Source organism: Citrifermentans bremense (genome assembly GCF_014218275.1).
In the GTDB taxonomy this organism is placed as follows: domain Bacteria; phylum Desulfobacterota; class Desulfuromonadia; order Geobacterales; family Geobacteraceae; genus Geomonas; species Geomonas pelophila.
In genome coordinates this window covers 1-21,852 of sequence record NZ_AP023213.1, presented here as the reverse complement: position 1 = coordinate 21,852, position 21,852 = coordinate 1, and the positions used below count along the sequence as shown (strand labels likewise).

Here is a 21,852-nt window from a genome sequence, read left to right as displayed (position 1 = left end):
GCGGGGGGCGCATCAGTCAGGCAGGAAAAAATTTTCACGCCAAAACGGTAGGCTCTGCGGCAACGTACGCTCGATTTGCCTTCTTCGCGCCCAAAGCGCTGCAGAGGCATCCAGGAGGTAACAAAGTTTAGGGCAAACTTTACTATGAAACTAGTGGGAAACTCAAGAAGAATCGCTTATTCAGCCATTTTACGATCCCTCGCCTGCTCCCGGGGCGACCGGAACGGAAAGGGCGGGGAGCGCCATCGGGGGAAGGAACAACACCCGGATCATTCCGACATCTTGCGGTTGAAGGTGTAGACCGCCACCAGGAAGGATACGGCAGCGGTGGCTATCAGGTTCACCAGGTAGGGGGCGGGGATCGAGCCCTCAAGCAGCGCATCCCGCGCCCCCTCGAAGACCGCCGTCGTGGGGAGGAGATCTATCAGGGGGCGGATCGACGCCGGATAGGAGGAAAGGGGGAAGAAGATGCCGGCCATGAAGATGAGGGGGACGATGACCACCGACTGCACGCGGCCGATGTTCTCCGGCTTGTCGATCACCGTGCCGCAGATGGTTCCCAGGCAGGAGAAGGTCATGGACGAGATGGCGATGCACATCAGGTAGACGGGGAGGTGGCCGTAGTCGATCCGGAAGGGGGTCAAGACGAGGATCACCAGGAAGACTACGGACCCCTTGACGGCGCCCTGCGAGAAGCCGGAGAAGATCTTGCCGATGACGATGTCGTAGACCGTGATCGGGGTGACCCGGTACTCCTCGATGGTCCGCTGCACCCGGCGGTGGAACCACATGCTCCAGGAGCTTTCGTCGAAAGCGGCGTTGATCGCGGTCATCGAGATGAGGCCTGGGGCTATGAAGAGCGGGTAGGGGACGCCGTTTACGTCGGTGATGTAACCCTTGAGGCCGAAGCCGAAGGCAAGGTAGAGGGTGAGGGGGTAGGCGATGACGGCGACGAGCTCGGAAAAGATGCTCCGCCTCAAGACCATCATGTCCCTGCCCCAGATGGAAAACGCGCCTTTGAACATAGTCCTATTCCTCGCGCACCTGTCTGACTTGTCTGACTCCGGCCGCCGTCATTCCCGCACCTTGTCCCCGGTAAGCGAGATGAAGACATCCTCCAGGGTCGGCTCCTTGAGGCAGATCCTGCGGATATCCGCCCCCCCGAGGTGATCCATGAGCGGCTTGATGGACTCCTCGTCGCTCAGGGTGATCTGGAAGGTGCTCCCGCTGCGCTCGACGCTGCGCACGAAGGAAAGCCCCGCCAGCACCCCCTCATACCTGTCGCTGTCGCGCCGGAACTCCACCTGGTACACGTGGGCCCTGGAAAAGGCGTCCTTCAGCTCCGCGGCCGTGCCGTCGGCCAGGCAGGCGCCGTGGTCCATGATCATGATCCGGTCGCAGAGCGCGTCGGCCTCGTCCATGTAGTGGGTGGTGAGAAAGACGGTCATGCTCCGCCTAAGCCCCCGGACGTAGTCCCACAGCGCGCGCCTGGACTGCGGATCGAGCCCGGTGGTGGGCTCGTCCAGAAACAGCACCCGCGGCTCGTGCACCAGGGCGCGCGCCACGACCAGCCGGCGCTGCATCCCCCCGGAAAAGGTGTCGGGGAAATCGTTTTGACGTGAGGAAAGCCCCGTCATCTCCAGGAGCTCGTCGATGCGCCTGTTGTAGGCCGCCGGGCGCATGCCGTGAAGCCTGGCGTGGAGAGCCAGGTTTTCCCTGGCCGTCAGGTAGCGGTCTAGGTTGTTTTCCTGGGGGACGACGCCGATGACGCGGCGCACCGACTTTGCCGCGGTGAGGATGCTGAACTTTTCTACGAAGGCGTCGCCATGGGTCGGGCGCATCAGCGTGGTGAGGATCTTGATCAGGGTGGTCTTTCCGGCGCCGTTGGGGCCCAGGAGCCCGAAGACGGTGCCGCGGGCGACCTCCAGGGAGAAGCTGTCCACGGCCTTGAACCCGCCGTAGCTCTTGGTTATCTCATGCAGCGTGATTGCGTGCGGCATCGGCGGCTCCCGCTCCCGGGACCGTGCGATCCGGGACCCGGCAATTTACATCTGGAGAATATACCCGATCCGGCGGGAGTTGCAGGGACCGTTCCCACTCATTCCATGGGGAAGAGAAGCGAGAAGACGCTCCCCCCTCCCTCGGCCTCTTCGACCCAGACCGCCCCCTCATGGGCGTCCATGATGCCGCGCACGATGGAGAGACCCAGCCCCGACCCCTTGGACATGAAGGCGGTGGCGCCCGAACTGTGGTGGTCGATGTCCCCGACGCCGTAGAACTTTTCGAAGACGCGGGTCCTCTCGTCGGCGGGAATGCCGATGCCGTTGTCGCACACCTGGAGCAGGTAGTATTTCCCGGTAGCCGCGATGTTGTTCGGGAAGGAGGGGTAGAAGGAGCGGAGCGTCAGCGTCATCTCCTTCAACTGCGCCTGCTTCAGAACCCGCCCGGAAAGCCGCACGCACCCTCCGTCCGGGGTGAACTTGATGGCGTTTTCCAAGAGGTTGCGCACCGCCAGCATGGCAAACGCCTCGTCCACCGGCACCAGCAGGTCCTCCCCCGATATCTCCACCTTTATGTGCCGTTCGGAGAGCGGCAGCGCGAATAGATCGTGCACCTCGCGGCAAAGCCGCACCAGGCTTGCCGGCTTCTTCTGGGCCAGCGGTCCCTGCGCCTCGATGCGGGAGATGGAGAGAAGATCCTCCACCAGTTTTCTGAGCTGCACGGTCCCTTCGTAGACCGAAACGAAGATGTTGTGCTGCTCGGGAGTCATCTGGATCCCGGAATACTTCAGCAGGAACTCTACCCCCCCCATGATCGAGGTGATAGGGGTCTTCAGCTCGTGGGAGGCGATGCCGATGAAGTTGTTCTTCGCCGTGTTGAGGCGCCCCAGCTCGATGTTGGCGCGCTTGACCTTCTGCAGGTTCTCCTTGAGCTCCATCTTGCTGCGGTAGAGCTCGTCCGCCTTCTCCTTCATCTTGTCGTAAAGACTGTAGTTGTCGATGAGGACCGCGAGCTGTCCCGCGATGGAGCAGAGCAGGAAGACGTCGCGGTCGCTGTAGCTGCGTCCGGAGAGGGTTCCTACCGTCATCACCCCCATCACCTCCTGCCCTATCTTGAGCGGTACGGTGCACCAGGAATGCAGCTCCATCTCGATGGCTGCCTTTTTGGCCCGGGCCGGGAACCTCGCGTCGGGCTCCTCCCCCAGGAAGGGGCGCCCCGCCTGAGCCAGGGTCGTCCACTGCGTCTCCTTGGACAGCGTTTTCATCGCCTTTTCGAACGAGGGGGAAAGTCCCAGCGAGGCGCGCATCCTGAGCCTGTCGTGATCGAAGAGGTGGATGCAGGAGAAGTCCATCTGCAGCATGTTGTGCAGTTGGAAGAGGAGATCCCCCATCACCTTGTCGACCCCCTTGGTGTACTGCAGGCGGAAGGCGACAGCGTAGAGGGTGAGAAGCTCCCGGTCGCTGGTCCTTTTCTCCTCCTCGACCTCGCGTCTCTTGGTGATGTCCTTGATGATGAAGACCAGGTTCGGGCGGTCGCTCCCCTCGGTGCGCATGGGGTAGCTGGCGACGTTGTACCAGCCGCTCAAGTTGGGGAAGCGGATGTCCTCGTCCGCCTCGCTCTGGACGCTGTGCAGGAAACGGAACAGCTTCCCCTCGGGCTGCTCGGATCCGAAAAAGATCTCGTCGATCCTGCGGCCGATGATGGCGCCGTACCCGCCGGGGAAGTAGGCCTTCACCCGGCCGTTGCAGCGCGACACGACGCCGTCGGCGTCGGTGATGATGATCAGGTCGGAGACCGAGTCGAAGACGCTCTCCCACTCCGCCTTGCCGCGGCGCACCGCCTCCTGGGTGAGCCGGTGCGTCCTGCGCTCCTCCGCCTCCCTCAGTTCCCGCTCCATTACCGGCACCAGCCGGGCCAGGTTTCCCTTCATCAGGTAGTCGCTGGCCCCCGATTTCATGGCCGCTACGGCCAGGTCCTCGCCGATCTTTCCGGAAACGATGATGAACGGGATGTCCTGACCGGATTCGTGCAGAACCTGCAGGGCGCCGGGGGCGTCGAAGGAGGGCATGCGGTAGTCTGAGAGGACCACGTCCCACTCGCAGTCCTGCAGGGCCCGGCGCATGCTCTCCGCAGTCTCCACCCGCATGTGCGCCAGCTTGTAGCCGCCGCGGCGCAGCTCCCTGATCAAAAGCAGGCTGTCTTCTTCCGAGTCCTCGACCAAGAGGACCCTAAGCTCTTCTGACATGCTCCTTACCTCAATTGACAATTGACAATGGACAATTGACAACTAAAACCTTTAGCTGCATTCGTTTGACTTTATTTAACCCCGACGCAATGGCGGGCCTTGCGGCAGCAGGTGCCAAAGGCAGATTGAACCATTGTCAATTGTCAATCGTACATTGCCTTTACCCGTCAATCGTACTTTGCCTCTCGCTTCCGAGCGTGAAGTAGAAGGTGGCACCGGCGCCGGGGGCGCTCTCGGCCCAGATCCGGCCGCCGTGGCGGGCCACGATCCGCTGCGCTATGGCTAGCCCCACGCCGCTTCCCTCGAATTCGTCGGCACGATGGAGCCTGTGGAACACGGTGAAGAGTTTGTCGGCGTAGGCCATGTCGAAACCGGCCCCATTGTCCCTGACGAAGTACGCCTTCTCCCCCTGCTGCTCGACGGCGCCGAAGCTGATCAACGCGGACGGGGTCTTGGAGCTGAACTTCCAGGCGTTCCCGATCAGGATCTCCAGCAGCTGCCGCACCAGCTTCGAGTCGGCCTCAGCCTTCACCCCCTCCTCGATGGCGAACTCGACCCGGCGGCCGGGCTCCCGGTGCTTGAGTTCCAGCGAGATCACCTGGGCCTTCACGCTCAGGTCGACCTGCTCCAGGCTCAACTCGGCCCTTCCCACCCGCGAGAGTTGCTGCATTGCGTCGATGAGCTGGGACATCTTCTCCGCCGCCTGGCAGATCCTGGTCAGGTACTCCTTCCCCTGGCCGTCCAGAAGGGTTCCGTAGTCGTCCATGAGGGCGCGGCTGAAGCCGTCGATGTGGCGCAAAGGGGCACGCAGATCATGGGAGATGGAATAGCTGAAGGTCTCCAGTTCGCGCTGCGCCGCCTCCAAGAGGCTTCCCTGCCGGACCACCCAGTCCCGAAGCTGCGCCTCCTGCTGCGCATTGCCTTCCTCGCACACCAGCACCAGCTGCACCCGCTCACCTTTGAACTGGCAGGGATGGCAGACCAGTTGGGCCTGGAAGGAACTGCCGTCCTTTCGCAGCTGCCTTGAGCGCAGCAGCTGGTCCTGTGTCGCAGCCGGATCCCCCATCGTCTCCCCGCCGTTCAGATGATCCAGGGCCAGTTCGAGAAACTGTTCACGGCGATATCCGTAAAGCCGCAGGGCCGCCTCGTTCACCGCCAGAAGCCTCCTGCTCTCCCGGTGGCATACCCACATAGGCTGAGGGTTTTCTTCAAACAACTCGCGATATCCGGAGTCACTTTCGCGCAGTGTCACATCGCCCCCTTCCCCGTCAGAATTGCCTTGCTTCACCTGTCTTGTCCCATGAGAGCTTTCCGGTCACAAGCAAAGAGTTTACTGTACAACATTCCAGCCAACAGAAAAGAGGAATGATTAAAATAGCTTTCACCTTTCCAATTTTCCCGTCCCTGCTGCATGCGCTAATTAAAGCCTCGAAGGGGAGGCTGTTATTCGTCCTCTTCCTCGGCAAGCGCCGGGAACAAGACGGTGAAGACGCTGCCGGCGCCCGGCTCGCTCTCCGCCCAGATGTACCCGCCATGGGCGTCCATCGCCTTCCTGCAGAAGGCGAGTCCGAGGCCGGTGCCGCGGGTCTTTCCCTGCCTGCGGTTTCTGGCCTGCACGAAACGGTCGAAGATGGAACCGAGCGATTCCTGCGGGATACCTACGCCCGAGTCCCGCACCCTGATCCTGACGAACTCACCCTCCTGCGGCAGCTCCTGCCCGGGATAGACCTCGTCCGGCACGTGGGCCAGAACCGGGGCCGGGTCCCGCACCAGGTCCGCCGACACCTCGATCTCCCCCCCCTCGGGGGTGAACTTCACAGCGTTGGAGAGGAGGTTTCCCAGGATGCGGCTGAACGAGGAGCGGTCGGCCGAGATCGCGGGGAGGGACGGGGGGAGGGTGGCGAAGAGCCTGACAGCTGCGCGCTGGGCCGGCGTCTGGAACTTGGTCACGCTGCGGTTGATGAGCAGCGCCGGGTCTTCCTCCCGGAAGCTCAGCTTCATCTTCCCAGCCTCGAACTTGTGGATGCCGAGCAGGGTGTCGATCATCTCCACCATCTCCTCGCAGCTCTCGATGGCGGCGTTGAGATACTCGGACTGGTCCGGAGTCACCGGCCCCAGCTTCGCCTCTCGCACCAGGTCAATGGAGCCGACCACCGCGGTGATGGGGGACTTGAGGTCGTGGGAGAGCATACTGACGAAATCCTCTTTTTCCTGCTCCAGTTCCTTGAGCTTCGAGATGTCCCTGATGATCTCCACGCTCCCAGTCAGCTCGCCGGCGCCGTTGTAAAGCGGCGCCGCCGAGGAGAGTACCGGGACCAGCTGCCCTCCGATCTTCAGCTGGTAGCCGACGTCGAGCCTCGGCTCCCCGCTGCGCAGCACCGTCCGGGCCGGGAGCTCCCCTCCAGGAACGTCAGCCTTCAGCACCTCTTCCAGCGTTTTCCCCAGAAGGTTCTCCCCTTCTGGCGCCAGGAGCCTCGCAGCCTGCCGGCTCAAGGTGATGATGCGCCCCTGCAGGTCCACTGCGACCAGCAGGTCGGCCATTCCCTGCAGCACCGCCTCCATCTTGCGCCGCTCCTCGTCCAACTGCTGCGAAAGCCTGGCGTTTTCCTTGCGGGTGCGGTCGATGCCGATGGCGCGCTCCACCTTCTGCAGCATGTCGTCGGTGGAGAAGGGCTTCGAGATGTAGTCGAGCGCCCCCTTCTTCATGGCGTCGACGGCGATGTCCTCGCTGCCGTGGGCGGTCATCATCACCACCGGGGTCTGCTCCCCTTTCAGACGGCCCAGCACCTCGAGCCCGTCCATCCGGGGCATCTTGATGTCGAGCATGATGAGGTCAAACGGCTCCTTTTCCACCGCCTCCAGGGCCTCTACCCCGTCGCGGGCCCGGACCGTCTCGTAGCCTGCGTCCTCCAGCTGCAGCTTGAGGATGAGCGCTATGTCCGCCTCGTCGTCAACGATGAGAATCTTATCCTTTTGCATCTGTCTCCCCTATGATCGGCACAGTGAAGCTGAAGGTATTGCCGTATTCCTTTGCTGCGGTGTAGAAGATCCTGCCGTGATGCCGCTCGACAATCTCCTTACAGATGGCGAGCCCCAACCCGGTGCCGCCTATCTTGCCGCGCTCGCTGCACTCTATCTGCTGGAATTTCTTGAAAAGCTTGTCCCGGTCGGACCACTGGATCACCCGCCCCCGGTCGGCGACCGAGATCACCACGTAGTTTCCTTCCTGCTCCGCGGTGACCATGACCACCTTCCCCTCGGGCGAAAACTTCACCGCGTTGGAGAGGAGGTTGGTCATCACCTGGATCAAACGGTCGCTGTCGCCGAACACCATGGGAAGATGCTCCCCCACCGTGTTGACGATGGTGATGTCCCGGCCCATGGCGTAGGACTTGATCTCCTCGACCGCGTACACCGCGAGTTCGCCGATGCAAACCGGCTTGAAGTTGAAGATCATCCCCCCGGATTCGATCCCGGATATGTCCAGGATCTCGCTGATCAGCCGGATCAGCCTTTGGGTGTTGCGGAAGCAGACGGTAAGGAGCTGTCTCTCGGTGTCGGTGAGCCACTTGCTGCGGGTCAAAAGGAGCTGCAGCGACCCCTTGATCGAGGTGAGCGGGGTCTTCAACTCGTGGGAGACGGTGGAGATGAACTCGGTCTTCATCCGGTCCACCTGCTCCTCCTTGGTGACGTCGCGGATGGACATGACCATCCCGGCGAACTCCCCTGTTTCGTCCCCGAGGGTAGCCGTGTTCACGTGCAGCCGTTTCCCCTTCACCGTGATCTCTTTTTTCCCGCCGCGCTGAGCTTCCCACGGCTTCTTTTCGCTGACCGGATCGAGGACGTTGCAAAAACCGGTCATCTCGCACAGGCGCTCGATGGATTGGCCGATCACTCGGTGCGGCACCAGTTCGAAGAGCTGCTGCGCCGCCGGGTTGAAGAGGACCACGCGGTTGTCCCGGTCGGTCACCACCACCCCTTCGGCAAGGCTGGTCAGCACCGCCTCAAGCCTTCCCATCTCCACGCTTAAGGCCGAGGTGCGCTGCTCGACCATCCTCTCCAGCTGCTCGTTCAGCTCCTGCAGATCGCTGGTCTTCCTGTTGATAATGCCGTCGCGCTCCTTGAGCGATTCCGCCATGTTGTTGAAGGAGGAGGCCAGCATCCCAACCTCGTCGCGCTGGTGGCCGACGACCCTCTGGTCGAGGTCTCCCTCCTCGATGCGACGGGCGCTCGCGGCGAGCTGCCGCAAGGGCCCCGTCAGGTGGCGCGAGGCGAAGAAGGCCAAGCCGAAGGAGCAGATGATGCCCAAAAAGGCAGAAGCGAGGATGTTCTGGAGGTTCTCCCGCCTGCTGTTGATCACCGTTTCCGTGGAGATCGCCACCGAAAGCGAGCCGACGAACTCCCCCCGGCTGTTCAAAAGAGGGTCGATGATGGTTTCGTAGCTCTTGGAGCCGATGTCGGTCCGCCCGCGGTAGACCTCGCCGCGTTCCAGCACGTCCAGCACCTTCGGGGAAAGGGTGTAGGATTCCCGCGCCCGCTCCGGAAGGCTGCTCGCGACCCTCAGGCCGCGCTGGGTGAGGGTCACCTCGACGGCGTTCCCGGAGACCTCCTGCAGTTGGCTGGGTAGAGTAGGGTGGTGGTTCAGGATGTCCCCGGTGAGCACGCAGCCGAGCACGCCGCCGTCGGACCCGATGACCGGGACCGCCACGGTGGCCACCAGGGCCTCGCTCTCGGGACGGTCGCAGTACCCCTCGACCCCCGCCCGGCACATGAACTCGCCGCTGAAGATCTCGGTGGATATGACGGCCCTCTTGCTGGCGATGGCCTGTTTCACCACCGCCGGGGCGTCGATTGCCGCGTTTTCAACAGTTCCCTGCAGTGCGGCCAGGACCTTTTCCTGGGGATCGACCACGACCAGCAGGTCCATGAAGGGGAGCACGGTATGCCAGCTCTTTAAGCGCTGCGTGAGCCAGGCCCCGTCGCGCTCGGCCAGGCGCTGCTGCACCGTCTGCGAGACCACGGAATGCATAACCGAAAACTTGGCGATCTGTGCCTGGCCCAGGTACTGGCTGCGCGCGAACTTGAGGTTGGTCGCAAGGTTTCGGTCCAGCTCGGTGCGCAGCGACGCATTGAGGGTCTTCATTGTGGAGTAGAGCAGGGTTGAGTAGGAAACTAAGAGTATGGCGAGGATGGACAGGAGCAGTTTTGTTCTTATGCCAAAACGAAGTTGCATCACCTATCCTTGTATATCAGATAAAGATACAGATTAAGATTGAGATTGTGTAGAAATGTAAGCCCTTTTGTCAGGGTTTCATTCTTTGTCCTGTCTCAATCCTTGAAATCAGAAAAAGATCAAGATTGAGATCGAGGAAACCTGAATCCGCATGGTTCAAGGTTTTCCTAAATCTCAATCTTAATCTTGATCTGCTTTTCTCTAAGCTCCTTCAGCTTTCAGGTTCCTGGTCATCAGCTCCAGTACCGCTTCGCGTGCGGGCTTGTTCTGGTAGAGCATCTTGTACATCTGCTCGATGATGGGCATCTCCACCCCAAGCTTCTGCGCCAGGTTGTAGGCCGACTCGGTGGTCTTCACCCCTTCGGCCACCATCCGCATCTCTCCGAGGATCTCGGAGAGGGTGCGCCCCTGCCCGATCTGGATGCCGACGCTGCGGTTTCTAGAGAGGTCTCCGGTGCAGGTGAGCACAAGGTCCCCCATACCAGCAAGCCCCGCGAAGGTGGAGGCTTTAGCCCCCATGGCGAGCCCCAGGCGGGTCATCTCGGCCAAGCCGCGGGTGATGAGGGCTGCCCTCGTGTTGCTGCCGAAGCCAAGTCCGTCCGATATCCCGGCTGCGATGGCGATGACGTTCTTGATCGCCCCGCCGAGTTCCACCCCGACCACGTCGGAGTTGCGGTAGACCCGGAAATAGCTGGTGGTGAAAGCCTCCTGCACCCTGAGGGCAACAGCCTCCGAGTTTGCAGCCGCGGCGACGGCCGTCGGCATCTCCAGCGCGACTTCGCGCGCAAAGCTCGGTCCGGATAGCGCCGCCAGGGTCTGGTACTGCTCGGGGGGGAGGATATCCTGGTAGATCTCGGAAACCGTGGCCAGGGTGTCGACCTCGATCCCCTTGGAGGCGCTGACGATGATCGCCTCCTTGGGAAGGAAGGGGAGCGAGTTGGTCATCACCCGGCGCACCAGCTGCGAGGGGACCACGCAGAGCACCATGCTGCAGCCGCGGTACGCCTCTTCAAGGTCGTTGGTGAAGGACAGACGCTCGTTCAGCTTGATGCCGGGGAGAAACAGGGTGTTCTCCCTGATTTCGCGCATCTCCAGCACCAGCTCGGGCTCATAGGCCCAAAGCGTCACCTCGTGCCCTTTCTTGGCGAGCAGGTCGGCAAGGGTCGTACCCCAGCTACCTGCACCGATAACGGCTATTTTCTCTGCCATCCGATCTCTCTTTTTATGGTGATCCCCTGCCGGGGTCTTTGGGTTGCTAGAACTCTTCGGCTGCCCGAAGCGGCGGTTCGTCGCCCCGCTCCAGGGACTCTTTCGCGATTTCCATGCTTTCCAGGGCGAAGCAGCGCAGGAAGGGGTGATGGTGCAAGGGGAGCGGGTTGTCGACGAGGCTCTCGGCGAGGGAGACCACGCTGGTAACCTCGAAGGAGGAGGTACCCAAAACTCGCATCAGGTCGGCGCTAACCAGGAGCCTCTCCCGGACCAGTTCCAGTTCGGGTGCGAGTAGCTCCTCGCAAAACATCTGCAGCACCTGCTCAACATCGGCGCCGGCGCGGTATTCCTCGGCGAAATCGTAAACCCTCTGGCTTGCCATGAACCACCCGTGGAAGAGCGGGTTCTTGAAGAGGGCCCGGGCCGCCTGCTCTCCCTCCTCGAAACTCAGCGTCCGGTGCTGGGGGAGGGAGGTGAGCGTCGGCGCGAGCGGAGCCGGGGTCATGTCCTCGCCGGCGAAGATGCCGCGGCGCATGTAGAAGTCGGCGGGAAGGTAGCAGAGTTCCCGGCTCCAGTAAAGGGCGTCGCGCACCAGCGCCAGCAGGTAGGCAGGGGGAACTTCATGCAGGTCGTCCTGCATACGGAAACCGTCGACCTCCGAGCGGAACTCCTCGAAGCTAAGCTCTGGCGAGCCCCAGGCCGCCAGCACTCCGCGCCGTTCGTGCACCTGCAGGTACAGGACGCAGAGCCGGCCCTCGCTGCTTTGGCGGGACAACAACAACGACCGGTAGCCGTCACCGTCGGGCGCGGTCGCGTAGGCCGCATGGAAGGGAAAAAGCTGCCGCGGCGCAGGCGCCTTGACCCCGAGGAACCCGAGGCGGCGCAGTGATTTTTGCGCGGGCTCGACGTACTCCTGAGCGCAGTCGGCGATGAAATCCTGCAGCACCCCTGCGGCCTGCGGGTCGCGGACCCTGCCCAAGGCCTGCAGCGCGGAGAGCACGATGGTGCTGTCCTCGTGCCAGAGCATGGCGGTCAAAAGCCGCGAGCTCGCAGCGTCACCTGACTGCGACAGCTCACGGATCACGATCTGCTGCACCTCTTGCGGATAGGAGAGGAAGTCGTCGAGGAAGGTGACCATACCCTCCTCGCCCAGCCTGATCGCCCCCTGGACCGTTTCGCCGAGGGTGCTTCGGGGAGCGGGGGGCTCCTGCTTGAAGGGAGGGGAGTGGACGTCTACGCCGTAGCCTTCGAGCGCCACCATGAGCGCCGCCTTGCCGTCCGCGCCGAGGTCCTTCCTCTTGAGCGCTATCTGGATCAGCTGGTCCAGCCAGTCCTCGGTCTCGAAGAAGTCCAGGATGTAGGCGTACTTGGTGATCAGCTCGCCGGAATTCTCGCGCCATAGCTCGCGCACCAGCGGGCGCAGCGCGCGCCTTCCCGCCTCCTGGAACTTCTGGCCGATCTTTTCCATCTCGTGGATGGAAATTCCCTCGCCCCTGAGCTTTCCCAAGAGATCCAGGATGTCCCGGCGTTCCTTGAACGAGTTGTCTATCCTGTTGGTTTGCATGCCCTACCTCGAAAACACGACACCCCGAAACGGGTAACATTACAAGGTCCGACTGTATCTGGTCCGCTGCGCCTGCATCCTTCACCCCTCTCCCAGAGGGCGAGGGGCCAGGTGGTTATTCTTCGTCCTGCTCCTCGCCGGATTCCAGTTCCACGATCTCGTCGAGTTCGCTCTCTTCCGGTTCGTCCTGCTCCTCTTTCTCGGCGAGGCGGGCCACGGCCACCACCCTCTCGTTCTCTTCTTTCACCATGAGACGCACCCCTTGGGTGTTGCGCCCGATTATGGAGAAGCCGGCGACCGGAACGCGCAGGATCTTACCCTGGTCGGTGATCAGCATCAGGTCGTTGTCGTCGTTGACCTGCTTGATGTCGACCACGCAGCCGTTTCTCTCGGTGGTCTTGATGGTGATGATCCCCTTGCCGCCGCGGGACTGGGTGCGGTACTCGCTGATCTCAGTCCTCTTGCCGTAGCCGTTCTCGGTCACGGTGAAGATGGTGGAGTCGGTGAAGTTCTCGTTGAGGATCTCCATGCCGATCACCACGTCCTCTTCCTCGAGCGTCATGCCGCGCACCCCGCGCGAGACGCGCCCCACGGTACGGACGTCGTCCTCCTTGAAGCGGATCGCCTTGCCGCTGGCGGTGGCTAAGAGCACGTCCTGCTTGCCGTCGGTGAGCGCCACCGAGATCAGCTTGTCTCCCTCGTCCAGGTTGACCGCGATGATGCCGCCAACTCTCGGGTGCGAGTACTCCATGAGGTTCGTCTTCTTGACCACGCCGTTTCTGGTCGCCATCATGATGAACTTGTCGTCCACGAACTCCTTCACCGGGAGTATGGCGGTGATCTTCTCGTTCGCCGCCAGGTTCAGGAGGTTCACGATCGCCTTGCCGCGCGCCGCGCGGCCCGCCTCCGGGATCTCGTACACCTTGAGCCAGTAGACCTTGCCGGCGTCGGTGAAGAACATCAGGTAGTCCTTGGTGGAGGCGATGAACAGCTGCTCCACGAAATCCTCTTCCTTGGTCTTCATGCCGGTCTTGCCCTTGCCGCCACGGCGCTGGGCGCGGTAGAGGGTGACGGCGTTGCGCTTGATGTAGCCTGTGTGCGAGATGGTGACCACCATGTCTTCCTCGACGATGGTGTCCTCGAGCGAGATATCGGCGGTCTGCATCACGATCTCGGAACGGCGCTTGTCGCCGAACTTGTCCTTCAGCTCGACGAGTTCCCCCACGATGATCTTGAGGATCTCCGCCTCGGATGCGAGGATTTCCTTCAACCTGGCGATGTACTTCAGGATCTCGCGCAGCTCCTCCATGATCTTCTCGCGCTCGAGACCGGTTAGGCGGTGCAGCCTCATGTCGAGGATCGCCTGGGCCTGAAGGTCGGAGAGCCCGAAGCGCGCCATGAGCCCCGCCTTCGCCTCGGCCGGCGATGCGCTCGCCTTGATCAGCGCGATCACCTCATCCAGGTTGTCCAGCGCTATCTTCAGGCCTTCCAGGATGTGCGCCCTCGCCTCGGCCTTCTTCAGGTCGAAGATGGTGCGGCGGGTGACGATCTCCTTTCTGTGCTCGATGAAGAAGTCGATGGTCTCCCGAAGCGTCAAAACGCGCGGCCGGCTGTTGACGATGGCCAGCATGATGATGCCGAAGGAAGACTGCATCTGGGTCTGCTTGTAGAGGTGGTTCAGGATGATGGTGGGGTTTTCGTCCTTTTTCAGTTCGATGACGACGCGCATCCCTTCGCGGTCGCTCTCGTCCCTCAGGTCCGAGATCCCCTCGATCTTCTTCTCCTTGACCAGCTCGGCTATCTTCTCGACCAGTCTCGCCTTGTTCACCTGGTACGGGATTTCCGTGACCACGATGGACTGGCGCTCGGTCTTTTTCTGGGTCTCGATCTGCACCTTGGCGCGCATCTGGATGATGCCGCGGCCGGTCGAGTAGGCCTTCATGATACCTTCGCGGCCGTAGATGAAGCCTCCGGTCGGGAAATCCGGCCCCGGGATCAGCTCCACCAGCTCCTCGAAGGTGAGCTGCGGGTTATCGATGATGGCCACGATGCCGTCTATAACCTCGGTAAGGTTATGCGGCGGGATGTTGGTGGCCATGCCGACCGCGATGCCGGCGGAGCCGTTCACCAGGAGGTTCGGGAACTTGGACGGGAGTACCAGCGGCTCCTTCAAGGAGTCGTCGTAGTTGGGTCCGTAGGGAACCGTTTCCTTATCGATGTCAGCCAGAAGCTCGTGGGCCAGCTGCTCCATCCTGATCTCGGTGTAACGCATCGCCGCAGGAGAGTCGCCGTCGATGGAGCCGAAGTTCCCCTGGCCGTCGACCAGCGGGTATCTGAGCGAGAAGTCCTGGGCCATCCTGACCAGGGTGTCGTAGACGGCGGTGTCGCCGTGCGGGTGGTACTTACCGATGACGTCGCCGACCACGCGGGCCGATTTCTTGTACGGCTTGTTCCAGTCGTTGCTCATGTCGTACATGGCGAACAGGCAGCGCCTGTGTACCGGCTTCAGCCCGTCGCGCACGTCCGGAAGAGCGCGCCCCACAATGACCGACATGGCGTAGTCCATGTAGGAGCGTTTCATCTCGTCTTCGATGTTTACCGATACCTTGTTCAGTTGATTCAGCATTTAGGAACCTTTCCGTCAAAAGGCGGCGTCATCGCCGTCGCTATTTGAGTTGCAGTAGAAATATGCAAAACGCTATCCCCTCCCGAAGGGAGGGCAGATTTTTTTTCTTTAAGGAACCACCCATCGGTAAACCGGGCTAAATACCTCTTTATAAAAGGGGTATTTTCATGATTCACCAGATCCCTCAAGGCCGTTCAAGTATCTCGAAGTTGTTTATTACTAATTAAAATAACTACAGACCAACATGGAACTCAGGGCCAACCCCTGTTAAAAAATTCGACAATACGGCTTTTTAACCGGGGCTCGCTGCTCAAACCTTGAACCGTTTCCTCCCGAAGGGAGGGCGGCGAAAATTTTTTAAATATCGAGGTTCGAGACGTTCAGCGCGTTCTGCTCGATGAAATCACGCCGCGGCTCGACCTGGTCCCCCATGAGAACGGTGAAGATCTCCTCTGCGGCCACCGCGTCCTCGATCTTCACCTGCAAGAGCACCCTGTTCTCCTGGTGCATGGTGGTTTCCCAGAGTTGCTCCGGGTTCATCTCGCCCAGACCTTTATAGCGCTGGATGTAGAGACCCTTCTTGGCGCTCTCCATGAAGAAGGAGAGGATCTCCTCCTGGTTTTCGGTCTCGAGCACCACCTTGTCCTCGGCGCCCAGGACGATGCCGGCGCCTGCCCCCATCACCGAACGCATCCTTTTGTGGCTCTCCAGGAGCATGCCGTATTCGTAGGACTCGAGCACCGTGAAGATCTGGTGGTCTATCTTCACCCTCAGGTTGCCAAAGGCGAAGATGATGCTGTCGCCGAACTCCTCGGTGGTCACCTCGGGGAAGGCCTCCTTCATCTTCGGCAAGAGGGCGATCAGGTCAGCCATCTCTTCAAGGCCGGGTTTTACCCCGATCTTAAGGAACACGCGCAACAACTCGTCGTTGATCCCCTTCTTTACCACCTTGTCCAACAGTTCGTTGTAGTCGATCAGCTGGGTCAGGATGGGGATGATCTGCTTGCCGCGGTATACCCGCTCGTCGCTCCCCACTCCGAGCTTGAGCGTCATCTCCTCGGTCCCTTCCTCCAGGAGGTAGGCCTGCAGGGCCGCTTCGTTCTTCAGGTACTGCTCCTTCCTGCCGCGCTTGATCTTGTACAAAGGCGGCTGCGCGATGTAGAGGTAGCCGCGCTCGATCAACTCCATCATCTGGCGGAAGAAGAAGGTCAAAAGGAGGGTGAGTATGTGCGAGCCGTCGACGTCCGCGTCGGTCATGACGATGATGCGGTGGTAACGGAGCTTCGCCATGTCGAAGTCTTCCTTGCCGATGCTGGTCCCGAGCGCAGAGATCAGGGTCCTGATCTCCTGGGAAGCCAGCATCTTGTCGAAGCGCGCCTTCTCGACGTTGAGGATCTTGCCCTTCAGGGGGAGGATCGCCTGGTACTTCCTGTCGCGCCCCTGCTTGGCGGAGCCGCCTGCGGAGTCGCCCTCGACCAGGAACAGTTCGCAGAGCGCGGGGTCCTTCTCCTGGCAGTCGGCGAGTTTCCCCGGCAGCGTCCCCACCTCCAGCGCCCCTTTGCGGCGGGTGAGTTCGCGCGCCTTCCTGGCCGCCTCGCGGGCCCGGGCCGCATCGATCGATTTCTCCAGGATCTTCCTGGCCATGGCCGGGTTTTCTTCAAGGTAGGTGGCGAGCTTCTCGTTCATCAGGGTCTCGACGTACCCCTTCACCTCCGAGTTCCCCAGCTTGGTCTTGGTCTGCCCCTCGAACTGCGGCTGCGAGATCTTCACCGAGATGACCGCGGTGAGACCCTCGCGCAAGTCGTCGCCCGAGATCGCCACCTTCACGTTTTTCAAAAGGTTGTTCGTGGTGGCGTAAGTGTTCATGGTCCGGGTCAGGGACGCCTTGAAACCGATGAGGTGCGTGCCGCCCTCGTGGGTGTTGATGTTGTTGGCGAAGGAGAAGACCTTCTCGTCGTAGGAGTCGTTGTACTGCATGGCGATCTCGATATCGACGCCGGACTTCTCCCCCTTGATGTATATCGGCTCTGGGTTGACCAGGTTCTTGTTCTTGTTGAGGTACTCGACGAAGCTCCTGATCCCCCCCTCGTAGAAGAAGTCGTGATCCTTCTCGGTCCGCTCATCGTGGATCTTGATACGGACCCCCGCGTTCAGGAAGGCGAGCTCCCTGAGCCGCTTCGAGAGAACGTCGAAGGAGAACTCCGTGGTCTCGAATATCTCACCGTCCGGCATGAAGGTGATCTTGGTGCCGCGCTTCTTGGTCTCGCCGGTTATCTCCAAGGGCGCCTGGGGTACACCCTTGCGGTAGGTCTGTGTGTAGATGTGGCCGTTTCTGCGGATCTCCAGGTCGAGCTTGGTGGAAAGCGCGTTTACGACGGAACTGCCGACGCCGTGCAAGCCACCCGAGACCTTGTATGAGGAGTTGTCGAATTTGCCCCCTGCGTGCAAAACGGTAAGGACGACCTCCGCCGCCGACCTCCCTTCGGTCGGGTGCATGTCGGTCGGTATGCCGCGGCCGTTGTCCTCGACCGTCACCGAGCCGTCCAGATGGATGATCACCTGGACCGAGTCGCAGTAGCCGGCCAGCGCTTCATCGATGGCGTTATCCACCAGTTCGTACACCAGGTGATGCAAACCCTGAGCGGCCGTGGAACCGATGTACATGGCCGGACGTTTTCGTACCGCTTCCAGTCCTTCCAGTATCTGGATCTTATCTGCCCCGTAATCGCCCTGTTCTTCTGAGTTCATCTTTACCCCTAGTCGAGAATTTTTCCCTCTTTGATGCGAAACGTCTTGTTGTCCTGCAGCTGATCGACGTCCACGTTATGGAGGGACGTCGTGGTGATGAAGACCTGCATCTCTCGTTTCTTCAAAAATTCCATCAGGTTGCGGTTGCGTTCCCGGTCCAGCTCACTGGTCATGTCATCCAGCAAGAGCACCGGCGGCGCATCGAAGCACCTGGTGATATGCTCTATCTCCGCCATCTTGAGCGCCAAAACGAAGGACCTCTGCTGTCCCTGCGAGGCGAACTGCCTGGCGCTTCGGCCGTTGAGGCCGAAGTAGAGGTCGTCGCGGTGGGGGCCTATGGCCGTCGAGCCGCGCCTTCTCTCCTCCGCCGCATGCGTCTTGAGCGCCTGGGCGAGCGCCCCGGCCGGATCCCCGGCGAAAAGCTGAGCGTCCACCCCGTGCAGCCGGTATTCGATCTGGACCGTCTCGTCGTTGCCGGAGATCTCGCTGTAGAACCCTTGCAAGAGCCTGTCTATCCGCTCCAGGTACGCCTTTCTCCGCTCTATCACCAAAAGCGCAGCCTGCACCAGTTGTTCGGTCCAGACCTCGATCCCAGCGGTCTCGTTCACCTTGAGAAGCGCATTGCGGTTCTTAAGGATCTTCGCGTAGTCGTGGTAAGCGGTCAGGTAACCTAGGTCGCAGGTGAAAACCGCACGGTCCAGGTACCTGCGCCTTAGCTCCGGCCCCCCGCGGACCATCGAGATCTCTTCGGGAGTGAACAGCACCACGTTCAGGTTGCCGAAGAAGTCGTCCAGCCTGGTCATAAGCTTCGCGTCTATCTTCGCCTTCTTACCCTGCTTCTCGATGAGTACGGCTATTTCCCGCCGCACCTGGTCGCGCTCCACGGTCCCCTTAACCAGGGCGAACTCGCCTCCGAACGCGATCAGCTCAGCATTTCTCGCCTGCTTGAACGACTTCATCGTGGCTAGGAGGTAAATCGACTCCAGCAGGTTGGTCTTGCCCTGGCCGTTGTTGCCGTAAAAAACGTTGAACTTCTTGCCTGGCGCAAGTTCTATGTTTTGCAGGTTACGGAAGGAAGCAAGTTTGAGCTTTATCAGTTTCATCTAAGGCAGCTAAAACAGGATCGAGATTAAGATTGAGATTAAGAAAACCTGGTTGTGCCAGAAAAACATCTATCACTCCGCCTGTTGTCTAGGTTTTCTCAATCTTAATCTTTATCTTAATCTGGTTTTTACAGCCTCATCGGCATGATGACTGCCAGGAACTCCTCCTCTGCCGCGGCCTTCATGATCACCGGGGAGAGCTCGTCTTTAAGCTTCAGCTCCACCTCGCGCTGCTCCATCACCGAGAGGACGTCGATCAAGTACTTCGCGTTGAACCGGGCCGAGATCTGGTTCCCTTCGTACTGCACCTCTATCTCCTCGCGCGCCTCGCCGAGTTCCGGGTTACTGGACGAGATGATCACCAGCTCCGGGTTTACGTCTATCTTGACCCCTTTGAACTTCTCGCTGGAGAGGATGGCCATCCTTTTCAGCGAGTGCAGGAACTTGTCGCGGTTTATCTGCACGATCCTGTCGTTGCTGGCGGGGATAACCTTGGTGTAGTCCGGGAACTCGCCGTCGATCAGCCGCATCACCACCACGGTGTTTCCTTTCTTGATCACCGCGGAGTTGTCCATGAAGCCCAGCATGATCTCGCCGTCTTCCTCCTCCACCATCTTTTTCAGCTCGAAGATACCCTTCTTCGGGAAGATCACCCCTTTGGAGAGCTCGGAGGTGATGTTGCCGGAGATCGTCTTTTGCGAGACTGAGAGGCGGTGACCGTCGGTTGCGACCATCTTGAGGACGTTCTCCCCGTTTTCATCGAACGCCTTGATGAAGACGCCGTTGAGGTTGTACTTGGTCTCGTCATAGCAGATGGCGTAGGAGGTCTTCTCGATCATGTCCGCGAGGATCTCGTTCTTGAAGATAAGGAAGCTCTCTTCCTTCACCTTGGGAAAATAGGGGAACTCCTCCGAGGAAAGCCCGACGATGTTGAAGCGCGCCTTGCCACAGGTGATCTCGACCCAGTCGTTATCCTTGGTGGTGAAATGGATCTCCTCGTCCGGCATCTCCTTGACGATCTCGTAAAGCTTTTTGGCCGAGACGGTGATTTTGCCTTCCCTGATGACTGCAGTAGGGTAGGAGCTCTTCATGCCGACCTCCAGATCGGTAGCCGTGATGAAGAGCTGGTCGTTTTGAACCTCCAGCAGCGCGTTGGAGAGAATCGGCATGGTATTGCGTTTTTCTACGATACCCTGGATTCTCTGGAGGGCTTTCATAAAAATCTCTTTGCTGATTCTGAACTCCATGTGTGTCCCCCGGTTCTTTTTCTATTATATTTTTAAAGTTTTTAAGTAGTAGTAGATAGAGGGCTGTTGATATGTGGACAAGCCCTCTTACTATTTGAAACGCCGCCGTTTTTTGCCCTGGAAACTCACAGGCATAATTCCATGACTTCGGCTCGTTTCTGCACAGGCTTTTTTGACCCAGCGCTGAAGGGGGGAGTTATGCACAGTTTTCCCCTCTAAGTGAACAGCTTTTTCCTGATGTCTTCCACAGTCGCCTTGAACTCATCGTCACCTGCGAGCTGTTTCTCAATCTTCTTTACCGAATGGATGATGGTGGAATGGTCCTTTCCGCCGAACTTTTCACCAATCTCCGGGTAGCTGGCCTTGGTGAGCTCGCGGCAGATGTAGATGGCTATCTGGCGCGGAACCACGAGGGTCTTGATCCTCTTGTCCGATTTCAACTCCGAAACCTTGATGCGGAAATGCTCCGCCACGGTCTTCTGTATCATCTCGACCGTGATGTCGCGGGTCTTTTCGACGATGATGTCCTTCATCACCTCGCGCGCCATGCTGAGCGTTATTTCCTGGCCGGTGAGGCTTGCGAACGCCTCCAGCCTGATCAGCATCCCCTCCAGTTCGCGGATGTTGCTGTTCGCACCTTCCGCGAGAAAGAGGGCCACGTCGTCGGGGAGGTTCACCGCGTGCATGTCGGACTTCTTCTTGAGGATGGCTACCTTGGTCTCGATCCCCGGGGGCTGGATGTCTGCGATCAGCCCCCACTCGAAACGGCTTCTCAACCGCTCCTCGAGCCCCGGGATGTCTTTGGGGAACTTGTCCGAGGTGACCACGATCTGCTTGTGCGATTCGTAGAGCGCGTTGAAGGTGTGGAAGAACTCCTCCTGCGTCGCCTCTTTTCCGGCCATGAACTGTATGTCGTCGATGAGCAGCAGGTCCATTTTCCGGAACTTGTTGCGGAACTCGTCCATCTTTTTATAGCGGAGCGAGTTGATCATCTCGTTCATGAACTTCTCGGAGGAGTAGTAGCAGATCTTCGCCTTCGGGTTCTTGGCCAGGATGTGGTTACCGATGGCGTTGACCAAGTGCGTCTTCCCGAGACCAACCCCTCCGTAGATGAAGAGCGGGTTGTAGTTGGTGGCGGGCTTGTTGGCCACCGCCTGTGAAGCTGCATAAGCGAACTGGTTGCTCGGACCGGATACGAACGATTCGAAGGTGTACTTAGGGTTCAGATTTGGAACCAGCTCCTTCTTGTCCTTCTCTTTATCCTTCTCTTTTTCCTTGTCCTTGTCCTTATCCTTATCTTTATCTTTCTCCCTGGAAGGCTTCGCCTCCTTCTCGGGCTTGGCTTCGGTAGCGGCCTCCGGCTTCTCTTCGGCTATGTGGAACTCGATCTGGTAGCTCTTGCCGTTGACCGCGGAGATGGCTTCCTTGATCATGGCGAGATATTTGTCGGTGACCCACTTTTGAAAGAACGAGCTGGGGACTTCCAGGACTATGGTATCAATGGTGGCGCCCAGAAACTTCAACGGGTCGATCCACGTACTGTATGTCTGTTCTGTTAATACTTGTTTAAGATTTGTCTGGGCTTCCAGCCAAATATTTTCCATGGAGAGAGGCCTTTTTTTTCACTGTTTTTAAACAGATTTATCAACAACTGTTGATAATAAATAAGAAGGGTAAATACAGTAGGTTATTGGGTTTTGCACAGACTAAGCCGATGTTAATTTTTTTGCAGCCGCAGACTAACAGACAGGGCCCCTTTTTGCAAGGCAAAACTTGGGTCTGGAAAAACCCCTTGACAAGGATTGGCGATTATGTTTAAGTTCGACACTTGCCTTTAAAAGTACTGATTACCATAACGTTTAAGGAGTAGATAAAG

At 59.7% G+C, this 21,852-nt stretch carries 13 protein-coding genes; all 13 read right to left on the bottom strand.

The genetic code is table 11. The features are described from left to right. Window positions 1-269 precede the first annotated feature (269 nt). Window positions 270-1,025: an ABC transporter permease gene (locus GEOBRER4_RS00070; protein WP_085814466.1), complete on the bottom strand. Its 756-nt coding sequence runs from the start codon at window positions 1,023-1,025 to the stop codon at window positions 270-272. Window positions 1,026-1,073: 48 nt separating this feature from the next. Continuing rightward, complete coding sequence (locus tag GEOBRER4_RS00065; protein WP_085814467.1) at window positions 1,074-2,000, bottom strand: ABC transporter ATP-binding protein; 927 nt, start codon at window positions 1,998-2,000, stop codon at window positions 1,074-1,076. A 98-nt stretch (window positions 2,001-2,098) separates the two neighbouring features. Continuing rightward, complete coding sequence (locus GEOBRER4_RS00060; RefSeq protein WP_185243709.1) at window positions 2,099-4,246, bottom strand: hybrid sensor histidine kinase/response regulator; 2,148 nt, start codon at window positions 4,244-4,246, stop codon at window positions 2,099-2,101. Window positions 4,247-4,406: 160 nt separating this feature from the next. After that, window positions 4,407-5,498, bottom strand: coding sequence for a sensor histidine kinase (locus GEOBRER4_RS00055; RefSeq protein ID WP_185243708.1), 1,092 nt, complete (start codon window positions 5,496-5,498; stop codon window positions 4,407-4,409). Window positions 5,499-5,689: 191 nt separating this feature from the next. Further along, window positions 5,690-7,225, bottom strand: a complete 1,536-nt coding sequence (locus GEOBRER4_RS00050; protein ID WP_185243707.1) for an ATP-binding response regulator — start codon at window positions 7,223-7,225, stop codon at window positions 5,690-5,692. Next, a complete protein-coding gene (locus tag GEOBRER4_RS00045) occupies window positions 7,212-9,479 on the bottom strand; it encodes an ATP-binding protein (RefSeq protein WP_185243706.1) in 2,268 nt (755 codons plus the stop codon). Before GEOBRER4_RS00045 ends, GEOBRER4_RS00050 begins: the two co-directional genes overlap by 14 nt. A gap of 201 nt (window positions 9,480-9,680) precedes the next feature. Beyond that, window positions 9,681-10,688, bottom strand: coding sequence for an NAD(P)H-dependent glycerol-3-phosphate dehydrogenase (locus GEOBRER4_RS00040; RefSeq protein WP_185243705.1), 1,008 nt, complete (start codon window positions 10,686-10,688; stop codon window positions 9,681-9,683). A gap of 46 nt (window positions 10,689-10,734) precedes the next feature. Then, the gene (locus GEOBRER4_RS00035) at window positions 10,735-12,252 is read right to left on the bottom strand and encodes a HEAT repeat domain-containing protein (RefSeq protein ID WP_185243704.1); all 1,518 of its coding nucleotides are present in this window, start codon (window positions 12,250-12,252) and stop codon (window positions 10,735-10,737) included. 115 nt (window positions 12,253-12,367) lie between these two features. Beyond that, window positions 12,368-14,878, bottom strand: a complete 2,511-nt coding sequence (gyrA, locus tag GEOBRER4_RS00030; protein WP_185243703.1) for a DNA gyrase subunit A — start codon at window positions 14,876-14,878, stop codon at window positions 12,368-12,370. Window positions 14,879-15,235: 357 nt separating this feature from the next. Continuing rightward, entirely contained in the window at window positions 15,236-17,626 is a 2,391-nt protein-coding gene (gene gyrB / locus GEOBRER4_RS00025; RefSeq protein ID WP_185243702.1) for a DNA topoisomerase (ATP-hydrolyzing) subunit B, read from the bottom strand. A gap of 8 nt (window positions 17,627-17,634) precedes the next feature. Next, window positions 17,635-18,729: a DNA replication/repair protein RecF gene (gene recF / locus GEOBRER4_RS00020; RefSeq protein WP_185243701.1), complete on the bottom strand. Its 1,095-nt coding sequence runs from the start codon at window positions 18,727-18,729 to the stop codon at window positions 17,635-17,637. Window positions 18,730-18,857: 128 nt separating this feature from the next. Continuing rightward, window positions 18,858-19,976 (bottom strand): DNA polymerase III subunit beta, encoded by a 1,119-nt coding sequence (gene dnaN, locus GEOBRER4_RS00015; RefSeq protein ID WP_185243700.1) that lies wholly within the window; start codon window positions 19,974-19,976, stop codon window positions 18,858-18,860. A 215-nt stretch (window positions 19,977-20,191) separates the two neighbouring features. Then, window positions 20,192-21,580 carry a chromosomal replication initiator protein DnaA gene (gene dnaA, locus GEOBRER4_RS00010; RefSeq protein ID WP_185243699.1) on the bottom strand — a complete coding sequence of 463 codons (1,389 nt, stop codon included), beginning with the start codon at window positions 21,578-21,580 and terminating at the stop codon, window positions 20,192-20,194. Window positions 21,581-21,852: the final 272 nt, after the last annotated feature.